This is a genomic window from Cohnella sp. CFH 77786, from assembly GCF_019400745.1.
In the GTDB taxonomy this organism is placed as follows: Bacteria; Bacillota; Bacilli; order Paenibacillales; family Paenibacillaceae; genus Cohnella.
Window position 1 is genome coordinate 1 of sequence record NZ_WJIB01000004.1, and the last position, 18222, is coordinate 18222.

Sequence of the window (18222 nt, forward strand, 5' to 3'; positions counted from 1 at the left end):
TTCCTGTCTACGCTTCGTCGTACATGTTGCCATGCACCACGCAAGACTCGGTACAGGACTGCTGGCTAAGCTTTGTCCCGATCGCCATCTCAGGCGACACGTGCCTCTTGAGCTTTCAAGGCGCAATTCCCACACCACCGTACATGCGGGTCCGCATACGGCGGTTCCAAAAGGTTAGCAAAGCTCCGAATAACGAGAAAGCAGACTTTTCAGCCCTTTCGCTTCCAAGTAGGAAGTCGGAAGGGCGTTGTTCGTGTTTCGAGACATTTCCCACGGACCGCGGCGGGAGTTGGCCATGACGAGGCATGCCCACTCCGGTACACCGAGCGCCCGGAGTTCACGGATGCGCGTACGGACCCGTTTCCACTGCTTCCACAGACACATCCGAAGCCGGCGGCGTATCCACTGGTCGAATTGCTCGCAGTGGATTTTCGCAGATGCCAGGCGGAAGTAGCCAAGCCATCCCATCGTGTAACGGTTTAGCTTTGGAATCCTATCCTCCATCGACATCGACTTGGTCCGGTCGGTTAGTTCGCGAATCTTATCCTTGAATCGCTCGACCGTCTTCGGCGCAAGCCGGATCGTCGCTTGCTTGTGGGAGGTGAAACTGAACCCGAGAAACTTTCGGTTCCAAGGTCTTGCCACAGCGCTCTTGTCCCGGTTCACTTTCAGTTTGAGCTTTCCTTCTACGAAGCGGATCACCGATTCCATCACGCGTTCCCCTGCCCGTCTACTCGCCACGAAGATGTTGCAATCGTCTGCATAGCGGACGAACCGCAACCCGCGCCGGGTCAGTTCTTTGTCCAGGTCGTCCAGCAGGATGTTTGCCAGCATCGGACTAAGCGGACCGCCTTGTGGCGTTCCTTCTTCGGTCTTCTGGTAGACTCCGTTTGCCATTACTCCGGCGTTTAAGTAAGAGCGGATCAATTTCAGGATGCGTTTGTCCTTTATCTTCCGCGCCACCCTCGCCATGAGCATGTCATGATTGACCTTATCGAAGAACTTCTCCAAGTCCATGTCCACCGTCCAGCGCAGTCCGCTCTGGATGTAGCCTTGGGCTTCTTTTACGGCGTCGTGCGCTCGCTTGCCCGGTCTGAAACCGTGGCTATGCGGAGAGAAACCCGCGTCAAAGATCGGGTTCATCACTTGCAGAAGCGCTTGCTGGAGGAGCCGGTCCATCACGGTCGGAATGCCGAGCAGCCTCACGCCTCCTCCGGGTTTGGGGATTTCCACCCGTCTGACTGGCGAAGGTCTGTACGTTCCCGATAGGAGGTCGGCTTTCACCGTTTCCCAGTGGGTTTTCAGGTAAGCTTGTAGCTCAGCTACCGTTACACCGTCCACACCGGGAGCTCCTCCGTTCTGGACTACGCGCTTATAGGCGTCCCGAAGGTTGCTTCCTTCGAGCATTCTCTCCAGCAGGTCGTCTCGGTCTTCGCGAGAGGAAGGGGCGACTTGTGCCGACGAAGAACTCGGCGCTCCGACATACCATGACGGCTTCACCGCTTCTCTTTGCCGTGAGCTCCCTTGCGGGATATTCTGCTGTCTTTGCTCTTCGCTCGAACGCATCGGTTTCCTCTCTCCTTTCGGTTCGGCCCTTCCGCTTTCCGGCGTCCCGTACTCGCGTACTATGGCCTCTGCTGACTCCTGCGGATTCAGCAGAGCCTTCCGGCTCTGGTTACGAAATGATTTCGCGTATTCCGCAGGCCTCCCCAGATAAGAGCGTCATCTGTCTGCCCGCGACCACTGGAGTTTACAAGACTAGCCCTTGGCGGCTTTGGATTTCGTTGTGTGATGGCAACTCATCCGACTAACCCTGCCTCAAATCCAGTTCGTGTACCTTGGCCCGTGCATTTGCCTCCGGCTTCCTTCAGATTCCGCCTCACGACGGACACCCTTGCCCTTGGCTACGGTAGGCGCTCGCCAGCCCCCGTTCGGGACTTTCACCCTAAAGATGACGCCCATGCTGGGCGTACATCAAGGAAACAGCCCCCATCTAAGGGGGCTGTTTGTTTCGTAGCAGCAGACTTATGGCCTTACTTTTACAGTTTCATTCCAAGAGAGTTGGGGGAGATAAATGTATACAGAAATTGGAGTGTTGTCCCAAGTATCACGAACGATAACATATCTATAATACTTTAAATTCTCACTTGACTCCTGATACTGCTCATAACCAACCCCAGTCATGTCATGATCTTTATACGTTGCATCTCCCACGGTGTTAAATGTCTGGTCTTCCATTATTGATTTCAGTCATGTGCTCCGAAAAACTTGGGCTATTTCTTGTTACCGATACTGTATATCCTCGGTCGGACCAAAATTTTACCATGCCCGTCACTCGATTATCCCATCCGGTTCCTCCATTGGTTCCAGTATTCATATACGTTGAACTTGCCAATACGTCAATCAACGTTTCCGGGGTAGTGGTACTTTGAAGAAGACCCGTATAACCTTGCGAATATCTGTAGTACCAGATAATGTTTGAAAAAGAGGTCGGGCTACAGCCTTTTCTCCAAGTGAAATCGGGAACCTCAGAGATTGTTCGTGATGAATAGTTTACAATGGTCATGGTACTAATTTCTCCAGGTTTTGTTTTGGAAGACAAGGCCGTTTCAGAGACAAGCTCGGATTCAGCAACTTTTTTTGTCCCGTCCAATGTTCCTTTCGACTTAAAATTACTCTTGTTTTCTTCAGTTTTTTTGCGAATGTCATAGTATACATCGTTGCTCTTTTTAATATAATACTGAGTTGGCCCGACATATACAGCTTTCTCATTTTTACTTTTATTTAAGTAAGGACTGTTTCCCTCTCGCGTTGCTTCAATTACTACGGGAGAATCATCTGCACTAACAACCAAATAGCCAGCATCGCCAACATCATTATCAACATCGAACAAAAATGATGTAACATCGTCTTCAAAGTCAAATAAGGGAAACTGGTAGGTGATATTCGTATTTAACCAGGGAGAGTAGGAACCGTTTTGGCTTACTATACTTACATAATTTTGCGCTGCATTTAAAGCCTTTTGTTTTAGTTCTTGAAATTGTGCGTTGGACATCTCACCGTCATGTGGGCTTGCAAATACGGTTAAGGGAATCAACGCTGCTGCAAATACAAGAGACACTCCGGAGAACAACAATTTCTTAATCGACATAAACCAGCACCTACCTTTTTTTAGTATTTTCTTGCATAAATATAGACGCTGAAATAACATAAAAGTTTCCATTTTAAGAATATCTTTAACAAACGAGACAAGGCTTACCGGAGCGAGCATTTTTACAAGTTGGGGGTGAACAGTTTTGCCCACGGGGTCAATCCCAACGGGCAGGAACGCTCTACCACGGCTACTCGTACTAAACCCCATACGAACAAAAGAGGTCAACCAGCAAAAACTAAATGACCTCATTATACGTACGGGCAGCATTCCTGATATGAAGAAATATCGGGTTTGAGAAATAAAAAGACTCCTTGGTAAGATGTTTTGGGATCCCGGTAGCTGGCCAGCGAACGGATCTCAAAAACAAACCAAGGAGACTACACTATGCATTCTACTCAAGAACAGCGAATTACTCAAAATCACTTCATCTACACTCATTGTCGGTGTAGACATTGCAAAGTTCAAACATGTGGCTCGGCCACAAGATCCTCGTGGAGTTGAGTTTCGAAGCCCAATGCAAAAAATTATACCATGAAATCTTCTTATTCTTGCTTAATCTGTTTGTAATTAGGCTAGTACGGGAGCCGAGGGGAGTCTAACCCCTGTCCGGAAACAACGTCACATAAGCTTCTACGGGTGTAGTTCCAGTTTTGATGTCACCCGTGCAGTGCCCCGGAACCGGCTCTGTATTGAGTCAGCCTGATTGTCTTCTTCAGCTAGCCCCAGGCGGAGACTAGACAGCGTATCCCACTAAAGTTGAGCCCATGTCACGCCACATGGGCGATGGAGTGGAGGAGCCTGGTGACCGTTATTAGGCGGCCAGAGCCAGAGAAGGTTTTTCGTTTGTGATTATTCGCTTTCCGCGTTTTTGAAGCAGCCGCAGCCCTACTACCCGCTACTCATGCTCGAACTGTCCCCGTCGAATCCATAAACGGCCCCACGGTAAGAATTAATTCAAATCAAGTATAATATGGCCTAAACTTTATTCAAGTATAAGCTGGCCAAAACGGCCATTTTATCGTTGATTTCACAGACAGGCACGTCGATCTCGCCATGCAAGCGGCGGAGAAGGCGGAAGTCCAATCGGATCAAGCGTGGCTGGTCAAAAATGCGGAGAGCGTAAAGTCGTTATCCATACCGGAATGGGAATAAGTAACGGACAGGCCGTCCAAGATAGATGTTTACCCTCAGGCCCGAAATCTGTTAGAATAATCATCAATAAATGCGATGAAGAGAAGAGTAGGTAATGGATTCTTTCACAGAGAGCTCCAGCCGCTGAGAAGGAGCAAAGAAGACGTTACCGAAAAAAGACTCTGAGCAGCGCACCGGAACCTGTCTGAGAACGGGGGGTGGTGTGCCAGGAGCTCCTGTTACAGAGCTAGAGTATAAGCCGGACAAGATCGGGCCGTACTCGAAGAGGCGGACATGGCGACATTTCCGCGAATCTGGGGTGGTACCGCGAGAATGCAATCTCGTCCCTAAGACTGGAATCGGTCTTGGGGGTGGGATTTTTTATTTCAATTGAAGTTCGGAACGCATGCAAGAACGGGTAAGCTTTATACAGTCGAAAACAACTCGAGAGGGAGATCAATCGGATGACACCATTATTGAAAGTAGGCATCGTTGGAGGAACGGGAATGGTTGGGCAGCGTTTCGTTCAACTCCTGGACGGGCACCCTTGGTTTGAAGTAACCGCGATTGCGGCCAGCGCCGGTTCGGCGGGCAAGACGTATGAACAATCCGTGCAAGGCAGATGGAAGCTCGCTGCCCCGATTCCAGAGAAGGTAAAATCCATCGTCGTGCAGGATGCCTCGAAAGTGGAAGAGGTTGCCTCCGGGGTTGACTTTATTTTCTGCGCCGTCGATATGAAGAAGGATGAGATCAAGGCCCTCGAAGAGGCATACGCCAAGACGGGAACGCCCGTGGTCTCGAACAACTCGGCTCACCGCTGGACCGAGGACGTGCCAATGGTGATTCCGGAAATCAATCCGAGCCATCTCGACGTTATCGCCGCGCAGCGCAAGCGCCTTGGCACTTCGACCGGCTTTATCGCCGTGAAGCCGAACTGTTCGATCCAGAGCTATGTCCCCATGCTTCATGCGCTGCAGGAGTTCAAGCCCACGACCGTCGTTGCTTCTACTTACCAAGCGATCTCCGGCGCCGGCAAGAACTTCGCCGACTGGCCGGAAATGTTGGACAACGTCATCCCGTACATCGGCGGCGAAGAAGAGAAGAGCGAGCAGGAACCGCTTCGCATCTGGGGCAGCGTGAAGAACGGCGCGATCGTCAAGGCGAGTGCGCCGCACATCACGACCCAGTGCATCCGCGTTCCGGTTACGGACGGACACTTGGCGACGGTATTCGTATCGTTCGAGAACAAACCTTCCAAAGAAGAAATTCTCGAGCGCTGGCGCAGCTTCAGAGGACGTCCGCAGGAGCTTGGTCTTCCAAGCGCGCCGAAGCAGTTCATCACTTATTTCGAAGAAGACAATCGTCCGCAGACGAAGTCGGACCGCGATGTCGAAGGCGGCATGGGCGTATCCGCAGGCAGACTGCGCGAGGATTCCCTGTACGATTTCAAGTTCGTCGGGCTCTCCCACAATACGCTGCGAGGAGCGGCAGGCGGTGCCGTCCTCATTGCCGAGCTGCTGACGGCGGAAGGATACATTAAAGCGAAGCCGTAATCCGATCAAGAGGCAGGAGTCCCCGATTCGAGGAGACCGCAAGGCGAGAAGGGCGAGCCCGGTTACCCTCCGAGGGGTTATAACATGTACAAAGAGCAGACCGCGGTCTGCTTTTTGTTTTTTTTTCAAGGGATTCCTGCCGAATGGGGTATCCATCATCGCCAATGATGTCAAACAAAGCTTGGAGGGGAATATTCGTCCCATCCTTCTCATAAATGTGATTCGAAAGCGCTATCCATCTTAAATAAGGAGGTAACTGGGATGCGGGAGAAAGGCGTAATCTTATCCGCCATTGCTCAGTCACCGAAGTTTCGTGCTCTTCTGAGGCAGAAAAGGAACTTCATCGTTTCGAGTACGGTCTTCTTCCTGGTGTTTTATTTTTTGCTTCCGATACTGACTTCGTACTCCAAAGTGCTGAATCAGCCCGCCATCGGTCCGATCTCATGGGCCTGGGTATTCGCCTTCGCGCAATTTATCATGACCTGGGCGATGTGCATCCTCTATTCGCGCCGGTCGGCCAAGTTCGATGAGACGGTCCGAGAAGTCAAGCGGGAGGTGGGAGTATGAATACCGCATTCTGGCTCTTTCTGGCCATCGTTGCCCTTACGCTCGTGATTACGTATTACGCGGCTCGCAAAACCAATTCGACCAATGAATTCTATACGGCGGGCGGCGGATTGACCGGTTGGCAGAACGGGCTCGCGATTGCCGGCGACTATATGTCGGCCGCGTCTTTCCTCGGGATTGCCGGAACGATCGCGCTGGCGGGCTTCGACGGCTTCTTCTACAGCATCGGCTTCCTGGTCGCCTATCTCGTTGTCTTGTATATTGTGGCAGAACCGCTGCGCAATCTGGGCAAATACACGGTGGCGGACATGATCGCGGCACGTTTCGACGAGAAGCGGGTACGTGGCGTGGCGGCCATTAACACGGTCGTCATTTCCACGTTCTACATGATCGCGCAGCTCGTTGGAGCGGGATTGCTGATCAAGCTGCTGCTCGGGTGGGACTATTGGCTGTCGGTGCTCGTGGTCGGTTTGCTGATGACCATCTATGTGGTCTGGGGCGGAATGCGCGCCACAAGCTGGGTACAAATCATTAAAGCAGTATTGCTCATGGCGGGAACCCTTGTGCTGTCTCTCATGGTGCTCGGCAAATTCCATTTCAGCATTACCGACATGTTCGAGCAAATGAAGACGGCTACGCCGCTGAAGGAAGCGTTCCTAAACCCCGGGAACAAATACAAAAACCCGCTCGATACTTTGTCTCTCAATCTCGCGCTCGTCCTCGGAACGGCGGGTCTTCCGCATATTTTGATCCGCTTCTTCACGGTGCGTGACGCCAAAACGGCGCGCAGCTCGGTGGTCTATGCGACGTGGATTATCGGTATTTTCTACATCATGACGATTTTCCTAGGCTTCGGCGCAGCGGTGTTCGTCGGTCACGAGAAGATCGCGGCGGCCGACAAGGGCGGGAATATGGCGGCTCCTTTGCTGGCGCAGGCGTTGGGCGGGGATTTCTTCTTCGCCTTCATTGCCGCCGTTGCTTTCGCTACGATCCTTGCGGTCGTTACCGGCCTAGTCCTGTCCGCCGCATCGGCTTTCGCGCACGACTTCTACAACCACATCGTACGCGGCGGCAAAGCGACGGAGAAAGAGCAGATGAACGTAGCCCGCTGGGCGGCGGTCGGGGTTGCGGTGTTGTCGATCATCCTGGCACTGGCCGCTTCCAAGCTGAATGTCGCTTTCCTCGTCTCGGTGGCGTTCGCGATCGCCGCAAGCGCGAATCTGCCCGTCATCGTATTTACGATATTCTGGAGGAGGTTTAATACGACTGGAGCCGTCACGGGGATGTTGTCCGGACTCATGAGCGCGGTTATTCTCGTGGCCGCGAGCCCCAGCGTATGGAACGTGAAGGAAGGCGCAGCGATCTTCACCGGCGAACCTTGGTTTCCGCTGGCCAACCCCGGGATCCTCTCGATTCCGCTCGGCTTCCTCGGCGCTTACATAGGTACTCTGCTGTCGAAGAAAAAGGCGGATGAGCGGAAATTCCAAGAAATCGTCGTGAAAGCGAATATCGGTTTGTAGGGCGTCATCTGCAAGAAGCTATCGCGTAAGTTTACTAATCTTCCTGCCCATCTTGACGTAACCGTATAGAAACAGACCAAGGAGGAGTACGTAAATCCCTACTACCGGGATAACAATCGTCCAAAGATTATTACGAAGCAGCAAATTCATCATATTCATAAGAAAAATGCCCATATTCAATAGCAGCATTATACCCATCATCCGTTGGATCTTCCTATAATGCGTCACAAGCGAAGCCATATCCGTATACAACCTAGGCGTTTCCCCGGGCTGCCACGCCCTGCGGAAGTAGTGCCATATTCCTCCGTAGGTGCACACATATTCCCAGCCTGCATCCTGATACAAATCGATATACTCCTGTAATTTGCCGTGTTTCAGAAAGCCCGGTTGATAGTCCAAACTGTACGTATATCGAGCGGATTCGTCACGCGAGAAGGCGCCGCTCAAGAACCCGGCTTTCTTAAGATGCAGGCCTTGACTGGACAGCTCGTTCAACCATGCTTCCTCTTTATCATAATCCCAGCTCAAATTCAGACGGTATTTTCTTTCCGAACGCACTTCCAATTGCCTCACTCCTTAATGGATAGTTGAACGAGCCGCCCCGCTTGCAGAAGCTCCTCGAGCCGACTCATTTCAGCAGCTACCGCCGTTTTGCCGTCATTCGTAATGGCATACATCTTGCGTCGGGAATCCGTGCCTTCAGGAACAGGGTAATGATCGATGAGGCCTTTATTCAGCAATGTATTTAGCGCCGTGTATAAGGTGCCCGCACCGATCTTCACTCTGCCGCTGCTCATCTTCTCGACATCTTGCATAATTCCATATCCATGAGAAGGCATCGCGTACAGCGAAACCAGGATGTAATAAAAAGCTTCCGTAAGCGGCAGTATCTCTTTCTTATTCCCCATCTCGTCCCTCCCCATAATATATCGTAACCCGATATATCCCATGCCGATATAGTATTGCTCGTTATATCGGATGTCAATATCGTTTTGACACAAATATCCATCGATGATGTTTCGTCTTTCGAACAAAAAGAAGGCCGGAAGTCCTAAGGACTCTGGCCTTCTAACCGTCGTTAGCAGCGGCATGTTCTATTAGGCTCAACTATTTAACACAAAGCTTATTCAGCCTGCAATCGCTAATGCGTGAAGCACCTCAAGAGAAAGTAAAAACTAGCCCTGCGCTCCCATCCTGTGCAGTTGGTCATTTTCAAAAATATGCGTGCCAGGCAAATACATCTGGGCCACGCGAAACATGACGTAAGCAACCGTCCGGGCCTGAATAGGCTTGTATTTGAACAAGGATCCCCTGAATACAAAAGCGACCAGCTTGCTCAGTCCGATGGCCGCGCGCTCGCCGATTCGAAACTCCTTACGCTTTCCAAGAAGGAGAGAAGGACGCAGGATGGCAACCGATGGAAGATTCAACGTCCGTATCGCCGCTTCCAACTCGCCCTTCACGCGGCTGTAGAACGTTCTGGCGGCAGCATCGGCTCCTATCGCAGTGATGACCAGGAACCGCTGCACGCCCGCGGCTTTGGCTAATCGGGCCGCCATGAAGGGATATTCATAATCCACCTTGCGGAAATTCGCTTGCGTTCCCGCCTTCTTGATCGTCGTCCCCAGACAGCAGAACACATCGGTAACGTCCTCGAAGCAATCGGCATGCTCGTCAAGCTTATCCCAATCGCTCAGAACCACCTGCTTCAACTTCTCCCGCTCCGGAAGAGGTCTCCTGACCAAGATCCGCACCTCTCCGTATGCTTCCGAATGCAAGAGCTTCTCCAGCAGTTCTTGCCCGATGAGACCAGTTGCCCCCAGCAATATCGCCTTCTTGATTCCGGGTTTATCCATGGCAATCGACTTCCTTTCGCTTACACACTTAGAGCAGGGCATCTTGGTTTCCGCCTCGTCCCAGGGCACGGAATATCCGGCCCCCCTGGCGCAGAATATCGAGGAGAAAGAGAGCTCGGCGCCGTAGTTCATGAAGGCCGGCACGAGCATTCTTTCGAAAGACGCCGCATGGATAACGTTACGTACCGGTTTCATTAAAGGGCAAACTGTTTAAACGATCGATCAGATTCCGCAAGCTTGTTTCGTCTGCGGCATAATGCCTTACATCCACTCCAAGCAATTTGTCGGCCTGATCTCTTGTAAACGTAAAGCTGTATGATGCGCCATCACTTTGCCCGGTGCCGTCAACAATCAAACCGGTTATCCTATCGACGTTATCAATCAGGCTTAAGAGAAGAACGGAATTCCTATAAAAAATTTCACGGCTTATTGCTCCCTCATTTACCGCTTCAGATGCCTTATTCATTATATAATTGATAGTCAATCCATAAGGCTGAGCTTTAGTTTGAAGTGCAATTCCGTTAACCTTCAAACCAACCGGCTCGGGCATTCCACTGATGAGACCGCCTACTTTGACATGATTACCCACATAAAGGGTTTTGTTCTCCATAAGCTTATCCATATTATATCCGGAATAGGATCGCGGCGAGGAAGGCGGTGTCAATTGCTGTAAAGGCTTGGGATTGGCTATACATCCCATAACCAAGGCTGCAATTACGAGCATAGAGCCTGAGACCATCCAAAAAGAAGGCTGACGATATGAGAGTATATTTTTAATTCTTGCCTTAACATGACTCTCTCCAAAGGAAAGCGGGCTGCCGGTTAATAACCTGCTTCTGCTTACTGATAAAGAAAGCAAAGTTGTTGAGTAACTTCTTTTAATCTGGTCGCCCATCTTGTTGATGACGCGCTCATCGCAGGACATTTCCATATCTTTACTCATGAGCGCATAAGAAAGCCACATAAGCGGATTAAACCAATGGACGAAAAGTATCATATATGCAAAAGGTTTTATGAGGTAATCCCGTCTCATGATATGCGTTTGCTCATGCAGTAAAATATGAGGTAACTCGTGCTCGCTCATACCGACCGGAATGTATATTTTCGGCTTTAGAAAACCTAAGACAAAGGGCGTGGCAATCTGATCGGTCTCAAAAATATTATCCTTTACGAGGGTCGCCGTCCTGACTTTGTCCTGTATTTTCAAATATGAAATGACACTGTAAAGAAACAGTATGGCTGCTCCCGTTATCCAGATTATACTTCCGATCCATATGATGATTTGCATCAGATTTGCGCTTGACGTCGGTGCAGCAACTGGGAGAGACGAATTGACCAAACGGCTTATCCCGCGAAATCCAACGTCCACAACAGGGTTTTTTTGCATCCCGATCTCTCGCGGAACAAACTCCATTAAGCTTGTGCCCGGTTTGGCCAGGGACTGTACGAGTTGAAAAATACTGAAGCCTGAAGTGAAACTAACGGGGATGACCAGTCTGATGGCTACAACCGACCATAGGATATAGGCAAATATTTTAGGAGCGCGTCTCAAAAGAAATCTCGCAAGGATTACCGCAAGTGCCGCATAGCTTGCCGCAATGCTCATATTGAGGATAATGAGAAACAAGTTCGTCATCTGGCTGCCTCCTCAATAATCCGCTTCAACTCTTCTGCTTCTTCCTCGGACAGTTTCTTGCCAACCAGAAAGGCGGTTAAAAACTGGGGCAAAGAACCGTTGAAGGCTTTTTCAACAACCGACTGACTTTCGCATTTCTGTGCATCTGTTTTCTTAACAATTGCCGTGACTGTTGCATTCTCGTTCTTGAGGATCCCCCGCTCGCATAGTTTCCTTAAAACGGTATAGGTTGTGGATTTCTTCCAGCCCAGCTTTGTCTGGCTTAACTTTACAAGATCTGTAGAATTAATGGGTTCATGATCCCAAATTAGGCATGCAAATTTGTATTCGGCATCGAACAATTTGTACGTTTCCATTCGGATCGCTCCCTCGATAGGTTTATCCAAGTAAACCCAACTAGGGTGAGTTTATCCCAATAAACCTCACTTGTCAATCATCGGAATGCAGTTGTGCCGACGACGCCCCTTCCGGATCAAACTCACCGTTTAAGCAAAACGCAAAGACACCCGATCGGGTGCCTCTGATCTTGAATATGCGATTCCGATCAATCGGCCCTCTGCAGGCGGCGGACCTACTGGGCATTCACCTGCCGGAAAAACGTCCGGATATCCGCAATCATCAGATCCGGTGCATCGATGGCCGCAAAGTGAGTGCCGCGCTCGTATTCGCGCCAGTGTACGATGTTATTGGCCATGTCGCCATAGTATCGGATCGCGACATCGGATTGCTGGAACACCGCGACGCCTACGGGCGTCGGCGAAGGAGCCTTGGGCGCCCAAGCCGCAGGATCGTGCGCGGCTTCGTAGTACATGCGGGCAGAGGAGTTCGCGGTACCAGTCAGCCAATACAGCATGAGGTTGGTCAGGAAGCGGTCCTTGGCCACTGCCTCCGGGGCATCGCCGAAGCCATAGAACAACTCGCACGTCCAGGCGAGCAAGCCGACCGGAGAATCATGCAGTCCATAAGCCAGCGTCTGGGGCCGGTTGGACTGAATTTTGTTGAAGCCGAACCGCTCCTGCATGAAGTGTCCCAGACGCTGCAGCCGTACCTTCTCCGCATCGGTCAGCTTCGCGAACACCTCGTCTTCGACCTGACCGAAGGGGACGAAACCTACCGTCGCGGCATTCACGTGAACGCCGGTCACCCGCGGTGCCGCGATGCGGCCGATCTCCGGCGCGATGATGGCCCCCATGTCTCCGCCCTGCACGCCATAGCGTTCATAGCCGAGCGCTTCCATCAGTTCGACCAACGCGCCTGCAGCGCGGCCCGGCGTCCAACCCGTTTCCTTCGTTGGGCCGGACAGTCCGAAGCCGGGCAGGGACGGAATGACGAGGTGATAGGCATCCGACGCGTCGCCTCCGTAGGAAGCGGGGTCGGTCAAGGGGCCGATCAGATCCAGGAACTCGACCGGCGATCCCGGCCAACCATGAACGAGCAGGAGCGGCGTGGCGTTCGGCTCCGGCGACCGGACGTGGAAGAAGTGGATATTCGCGCCGCCGATCGAAGCGGTGAATTGAGGCAGCTCGTTCAGCAGGGCCTCCTGCTTACGCCAGTCGAACGCCGTCCGCCAATACTCGGCCATCTCCTTCACGAAGGAGAGCGGGGCGCCGTAATTCCAGCCGGCTCCCGGCAGCTCGTCGGGCCAGCGGGTCATGCGAAGCCGAAGATTCAGGTCGTCCAGTTCAGCCTGGGAAGCCTCAATACGGAATGGCCGGATCGTGCTTGCGACGGTCGTTGCGTTCGTTTTCATAATGGAACTCCTCCTTGGATTTAATTGGGCTTATGTCCTCATTATATGGGCCCTTTTCTGACAACTGTTTGTCAGGAAGAAAGCGTCCGTCAAAAAAATGAGAAAGAACCGCACTGGAAATGTAGAATATGGAAGAGGGGGGAGGAATGTCTTGAAGGTGGAGAGGCTGCTCGGGATTACGATGATGCTGCTTAGCCGGCGACGGGTAAACGCCCAGACGCTGGCTGACAAATTCGAGGTTTCGCACCGGACGATCTACCGGGATCTCGAGACGATTAACGCCGCCGGAATCCCGATCGTCTCCTTTACGGGGAACGACGGGGGCTATGAGATTATGGAGCAATTTCGCATAGACAGGCAGATCGTCACGCTGGAGGATCTCCAATCGATATTAACGGCGCTCAAGGGCGTTCAGGCATCGCTGGACGATGAAGAGATGGACGGCCTGCTGACCAAAATCAAAGCGCTGATCTCCAGATCCGAACAGAATCAACTGGAGGAGTCCGGAGAGACGCTCATCTTCGATACGAATTTATTGCACGGAGGCGGCATTAAGGACAGAACGATACTCGCGCAGCTTCGGCTGGCATCCAAGAATCGAACCGTTGTTTCCTTTACCTACACGAGCACGGAGGGGATCGGCGAGCATCGGGAGGTCGAGCCGATCGGGCTGGCCTGGAAAGGATATGCCTGGTATTTGTACGCCTATTGCAGGGGGCGCGGCGACTACCGGACATTCCGGCTCTCCAGGCTGAGCGGGCTTCGCGTGCATTTGGAGCATTTCGCAAACCGCGGCGTGCGCATGGAGGAGCTCGACACGCGCTGGGGCAACAGGGAGACGGGGCCCGCCGTCGAGCTTCTGCTGCTGTTCCGCCCGCGACTGCGCGTTCGCGTGGAGGAGGCCTTCGGCCCAGCCAACGTCGAGGTTCAGGAGGACGGATCGTTACGGGTCCGAGCCAGTTACCCGGATAATCATTGGATGTACGGGATGATCCTCTCCTATGGGCCTGACGTTCGAGTGCTGGAGCCGGCCTTCGTCGCGGACAAGATCAAGCGTATGGGTGCACAAATCGCGAGCTTGTACGAATAGGAACAGCTCTCTTTCGCGGAATCGGAGGGATGCTGTTTGAGAATGGTACGTTGCAGCAGGGAATACGAAATCGCCGCAAGCAGCAGGACGAGACCGTACAACGCCGTTGGCGCAGGCGCTAAGCTGCTCTCTCCCATCAAGATTCGATCCTCATCTTCGAATTCCCTTTCCAAGCAAACAACCCCTCCGCCAATGAGCCGAAGGGGTCCTGTCCTGTATGCGAAGGCGGTCCAATTTTGTCACATCTTCTAATCTGTCAGAACGGCTTCTTGACTTGTTGGCTTCGCGTACATTTTATTCAAAATAACCGTCTGAAAGATGATGAAGATACCCCCGACCGACCAATACAACGGCAACGCTGCCGGCATTGCAAATGCGAATACTCCCATCATGGCCGGGAACAAGAGCCCGATCATTGCCAGTTGATTATTCGGGTTCTGCTGATTTTGCGGCGACATCGTTCGCGACACGCGGAACTGAACATAATAAACGGCCGCGGCAATGATCGGAAGAACGAGGTCCGGCTTTCCCAAACTGAACCATAGAAAATCGTGATCCGCGATCTCCGGGGTACGTCGTATCGCATAGTAAAAGGCGAGAGTGATCGGCCACTGAAGAAGCATCGGCAAACATCCCATGTTCAGCGGGTTGAATCGATGCTTCCGGTAGAGCTCCATCACTTCGAGTTGCTGTCGTTGCTTGGCATCCGCGCTTGTATCGTTCTTATACTTTGCGTTGATGGCGTTTAACTCCGGTTGGAGAGCGGCCAATTTTTCTCTCATGGCCGTTTGCTTCTTCGTTTGATTCATCATGAGCGGCATGATCGCGATTCGGATGATCAACGTCATCAGCACGATCGATAATCCGTAATCTCCATGGAACGCATTGGCGAAAAATTGAATCAGGTACGAAAAAGGGTATACGAAGTAATGGTCGAAGAACCCGGGCGAAGAGGCATCGATCGGGTTCGATTGGGATGCCGGTGCGCACCCGCATAGCATAAGGACCGCGCTAATTACGATCGTTAGCGGCGCGAACTTCACCCGTTTCCGGGACATGTTGGTCATGGTTATCCTCCCTATTGAATGTATGGGACATCAATAGGAGGAGGGGCAGTCCGCATCGTCATCAGACGATTCTTTACGTCTAACCGTCCGGGCAATCCAGCGTTGGATACCGGTAAGGAGGGGCAGAAAAAGGGGGACAAACGAAGATGAACCCGCGGCAACCCTTCCATGGTCCCATAGGATTTCTTTTTCACCGGCAAAGGAGGTTGTAAGAATTCCAATGGAACAGACAAGACCTGCGGAGAGCAACAATTGAACGATCAAATCCATCAATTGGTCCACCTTCGTTCACCTCCTTGTATCCGGCATATCGGTCTAAATTGTCAATATTATACCGCTCGCACATGAACGATATCAAATGATGACGAATATTCTCCCGAGGACAGCCGCCATGGCTGCGTCGTTCAGGCATCCCAAATGAGGCTGATGACCGTACCTTGTCCCTGCTTGGAATCAACCTCGATTCGGCCGCCCATCGCGTGGACCAGCTCTTTGGTTACCGCCATGCCGAGTCCGCTGCCTTCCATTTCGCTTTCCGTACTCGTTCCCCGGTAGTAACGGTCAAACAATCTGCCCAACGTCTGCGGATTCATCCCTTGGCCGTTATCCCTGAAGTCAACGCGCCATCCCTTGGAGGACAGCTTGGTCAATTCAATCTCAATCGTGGTGCCTAGAGGGTTATGCATCAGCCCGTTGGCTACGATATTTTGAACGATTCGGTCAAACCAAGGCGGGTGAACGGCCGCCTTCACGGGATCGGACGGAGTCGAACAACGAATTTGCCTGCCCTCGTAAGCGGGATGCGCCGCGGCACGTTCTACGGATTCGGTCAACAACGCGCCGATGTCCGCCGTATCGAAAGAGACCGGAACATCCCCGCTTCTCAAGCGGTACGTCAGAGCAAGGTCATTGATCAATTTATCCATGTAGCCCGTCTTCTCCACGATCTTGGACGCGTACTGGCGCACTTCTTCCTCGGACCAGCGATACCTCTCCGCCTCCAGCAGATGGGCGAATCCTTGGATGGAGGCAATCGGCGTCTTCATGTCGTGCGTAACCCCCGCGATCCACTCTTCCCGGTTCCGCTGCGTCTGTTCCACCGTATTCTTGCCTGCCTGAAGCGTCGCGGCAAGGGCATGAATCGATTCCATGATCTCTCCGAAAACGCGGTATTTGCGCTTCCATTCTCCTTTGCGGTTTCTACCGCTTTCCTTGCCCTTCACATGCGTGTACTCGGTGTAATCGCCCTGCCCCAGCTTGTGGATCCACCCCAGCATCAATAAGATCGGCGTTCCAAAGCGGTTCGCATACCAGAGGGAAAGCAGCGTGAAAACGAACAAGGACGATAGGAGAAAGGCCGCGATTCCGATGATCATGACCTGCACTTCCGAATGGATGAACGGAACATCGTCTGCTTCACCGCCGCTTCGGTACGGCGGATACTGAATGACCCAGGTTAGTCCGGTCCTGTCGTCATATTGCGTGTCCATCTCCATGCCGGAGAATTCCGGATTGTGGGCCCGCATCGCCAGTTCCTGAAGCGTGTAGGAGGCCAGCGCATCGTCGGGCTTCCCCCACGAAGAGATCTCCTTGCCCTCCCGGTCAAGGACTTGAACCCAACCTTCTATGCCGTTTAGTAAACGGATCGTCTGATCGGAAAAAGCAATTCGATGATCCGACAGCCGGCCATCATCGATGACGCGCCCGAGCAGATCTTCGGTTGAAGATCGAGCGCCATACAGCAAGGTAAACAGGCGGCCGTCCTTCTCCTGGATCCACAGCCCTAACCGATAGGGAAACGGCTCATTGCCGATCCAGTAATCGATGAGTTGTCCGGGAATATAGCGGGCAGGCAAATCATTCGGAGCGTTGAAGGATTGAAGGACATTTCCCTTCTCGTCCAGGTTTTGCAGCCACCCCCCGTCCTCTCGCAAACGTCGAAGCAGCTCCGGGTCCACGATCAGACCTCGGGAGTCGACGTCCGATTCCGCAATCATACGCGATATCCCCAGCGGCGCGAAGTTTCGGCGAATTTCGATGTCTGTCAGCTTTCCCAACATCCAGACGACGATGAGGACAGCAAACACCGTGAGCAGTGCTCCCGCCGCTGCCAATTGCAGCACAAACCGAATCGCCAGCCGCCTACGTATCACCGGAACGTTCCCCTTTTGGCCGAATCAGCTTATACCCCATGCCCCTGACATTCACCAGATGCTCGGGCTTGGAGGGATCCCGTTCGATCCTCTCGCGGATTCGATGGATATGCACCATGACGGTATTGTCTTCGCTCAGCATATCCTCTCCCCACACGCGTTCGTACAGCTCCCTCTTGCTGAAGATTCGGTTCGGATGCTTACAGAGAAACAAGAGCAGTTGAAAAACAAGTGAAGGACAATGCGAAATACGGCCTTCTACGGTGAGCGTTCCTTCCAAAGCATTCACCTGGAAACGGCCGAAGTCGTAAATATCGGCGGTCCGGTGCTCTTGCGGCGGTTTGGACATCAGATACCGGCGCAGCTGAGCCTGCATCCTCGCCACGACCTCAAGCGGATTAAACGGCTTCGTGATATAATCGTCCCCGCCTACCGCGAATCCGGATAATTTATCGAAATCGGATGTTCTCGCCGTTAAGAACAGGACGGGAGCATCCGTCGTCCTGCGAATGAACGGACAAATGTCGAGGCCGCTGGAGCCCGGCATCATCACGTCGAGCAGCACGATATCGTATCGTTTCCGCTCACATGCCGCTAGCGCGGTTTCCCCGTCATAGGCGGTATCGATGTCCGTGAATCCTTCTTTGCGCAGCACGGTATCCATGATTTCCACGATCGCACGTTCATCGTCGACAATCAGGATTTTGGCGTCCTTCATCCGTCATCACTCCAGGTAAGGATGCGT

Annotated in this window: 16 protein-coding genes, 1 other RNA gene and 1 other annotated feature; of the genes, 4 read left to right on the top strand and 13 right to left on the bottom strand. The window is 52.4% G+C overall.

The window, feature by feature from the left end; translation table 11 throughout:
• Positions 1-174: 174 nt before the first annotated feature.
• The 3 genes from ltrA to ssrA all read right to left on the bottom strand — a co-directional run bounded on the left by ltrA (position 175) and on the right by ssrA (position 4093).
• Entirely contained in the window at positions 175-1566 is a 1392-nt protein-coding gene (gene ltrA, locus GE107_RS07090) for a group II intron reverse transcriptase/maturase (protein WP_219639000.1), read from the bottom strand.
• A 652-nt stretch (positions 1567-2218) separates the two neighbouring features.
• Positions 2219-3304 carry a hypothetical protein gene (locus GE107_RS07095; RefSeq protein WP_219639001.1) on the bottom strand — a complete coding sequence of 362 codons (1086 nt, stop codon included), beginning with the start codon at positions 3302-3304 and terminating at the stop codon, positions 2219-2221.
• A 429-nt stretch (positions 3305-3733) separates the two neighbouring features.
• Positions 3734-4093: a transfer-messenger RNA gene (gene ssrA / locus GE107_RS07100) on the bottom strand.
• Positions 4094-4372: 279 nt separating this feature from the next.
• Positions 4373-4637, top strand: a binding site (T-box leader).
• 112 nt (positions 4638-4749) lie between these two features.
• On the opposite strand from ssrA, the gene asd reads away from it, so the two are divergent.
• From asd to GE107_RS07115, 3 genes are all read left to right on the top strand, one after another.
• Entirely contained in the window at positions 4750-5838 is a 1089-nt protein-coding gene (gene asd, locus GE107_RS07105; RefSeq protein ID WP_219639002.1) for an aspartate-semialdehyde dehydrogenase, read from the top strand.
• Between the two features lie 261 nt (positions 5839-6099).
• On the top strand, positions 6100-6405 hold the full coding sequence (locus tag GE107_RS07110) for a DUF485 domain-containing protein (RefSeq protein ID WP_219639003.1): 306 nt from the start codon (positions 6100-6102) through the stop codon (positions 6403-6405).
• Entirely contained in the window at positions 6402-7925 is a 1524-nt protein-coding gene (locus GE107_RS07115; RefSeq protein ID WP_219639004.1) for a solute symporter family protein, read from the top strand. The genes GE107_RS07110 and GE107_RS07115 overlap by 4 nt, the downstream gene beginning before the upstream one ends.
• 18 nt (positions 7926-7943) lie before the next feature.
• Here the strand turns inward: GE107_RS07115 and GE107_RS07120 are convergent, their stop codons facing one another.
• From GE107_RS07120 to GE107_RS07145, 6 genes are all read right to left on the bottom strand, one after another.
• Complete coding sequence (locus tag GE107_RS07120) at positions 7944-8483, bottom strand: DUF2812 domain-containing protein (protein ID WP_370636318.1); 540 nt, start codon at positions 8481-8483, stop codon at positions 7944-7946.
• Positions 8484-8494: 11 nt separating this feature from the next.
• Positions 8495-8833, bottom strand: a complete 339-nt coding sequence (locus tag GE107_RS07125; RefSeq protein WP_219639006.1) for a PadR family transcriptional regulator — start codon at positions 8831-8833, stop codon at positions 8495-8497.
• 267 nt (positions 8834-9100) lie between these two features.
• The gene (locus GE107_RS07130) at positions 9101-9781 is read right to left on the bottom strand and encodes an oxidoreductase (RefSeq protein WP_219639007.1); all 681 of its coding nucleotides are present in this window, start codon (positions 9779-9781) and stop codon (positions 9101-9103) included.
• Between the two features lie 178 nt (positions 9782-9959).
• On the bottom strand, positions 9960-11417 hold the full coding sequence (locus GE107_RS07135; protein WP_219639008.1) for a M56 family metallopeptidase: 1458 nt from the start codon (positions 11415-11417) through the stop codon (positions 9960-9962).
• Entirely contained in the window at positions 11414-11773 is a 360-nt protein-coding gene (locus GE107_RS07140) for a BlaI/MecI/CopY family transcriptional regulator (RefSeq protein WP_219639009.1), read from the bottom strand. Before GE107_RS07140 ends, GE107_RS07135 begins: the two co-directional genes overlap by 4 nt.
• A 215-nt stretch (positions 11774-11988) precedes the next feature.
• Positions 11989-13167, bottom strand: a complete 1179-nt coding sequence (locus GE107_RS07145) for an epoxide hydrolase family protein (RefSeq protein ID WP_219639010.1) — start codon at positions 13165-13167, stop codon at positions 11989-11991.
• A 157-nt stretch (positions 13168-13324) separates the two neighbouring features.
• Between GE107_RS07145 and GE107_RS07150 the strand changes: the two genes are divergently transcribed.
• Positions 13325-14257, top strand: coding sequence for a helix-turn-helix transcriptional regulator (locus GE107_RS07150; protein WP_370636320.1), 933 nt, complete (start codon positions 13325-13327; stop codon positions 14255-14257).
• 248 nt (positions 14258-14505) lie between these two features.
• Here GE107_RS07150 and yidC read toward each other — a convergent pair whose 3' ends face one another.
• The 4 genes from yidC to GE107_RS07170 form a co-directional block, all read right to left on the bottom strand.
• Complete coding sequence (yidC, locus tag GE107_RS07155; RefSeq protein ID WP_255570308.1) at positions 14506-15324, bottom strand: membrane protein insertase YidC; 819 nt, start codon at positions 15322-15324, stop codon at positions 14506-14508.
• Positions 15325-15354: 30 nt separating this feature from the next.
• A complete protein-coding gene (locus GE107_RS07160) occupies positions 15355-15606 on the bottom strand; it encodes a hypothetical protein (protein ID WP_219639012.1) in 252 nt (83 codons plus the stop codon).
• 122 nt (positions 15607-15728) lie between these two features.
• Entirely contained in the window at positions 15729-17477 is a 1749-nt protein-coding gene (locus GE107_RS27060) for a sensor histidine kinase (protein WP_219639013.1), read from the bottom strand.
• Positions 17467-18195, bottom strand: a complete 729-nt coding sequence (locus tag GE107_RS07170; protein WP_219639014.1) for a response regulator transcription factor — start codon at positions 18193-18195, stop codon at positions 17467-17469. Before GE107_RS07170 ends, GE107_RS27060 begins: the two co-directional genes overlap by 11 nt.
• Positions 18196-18222: the final 27 nt, after the last annotated feature.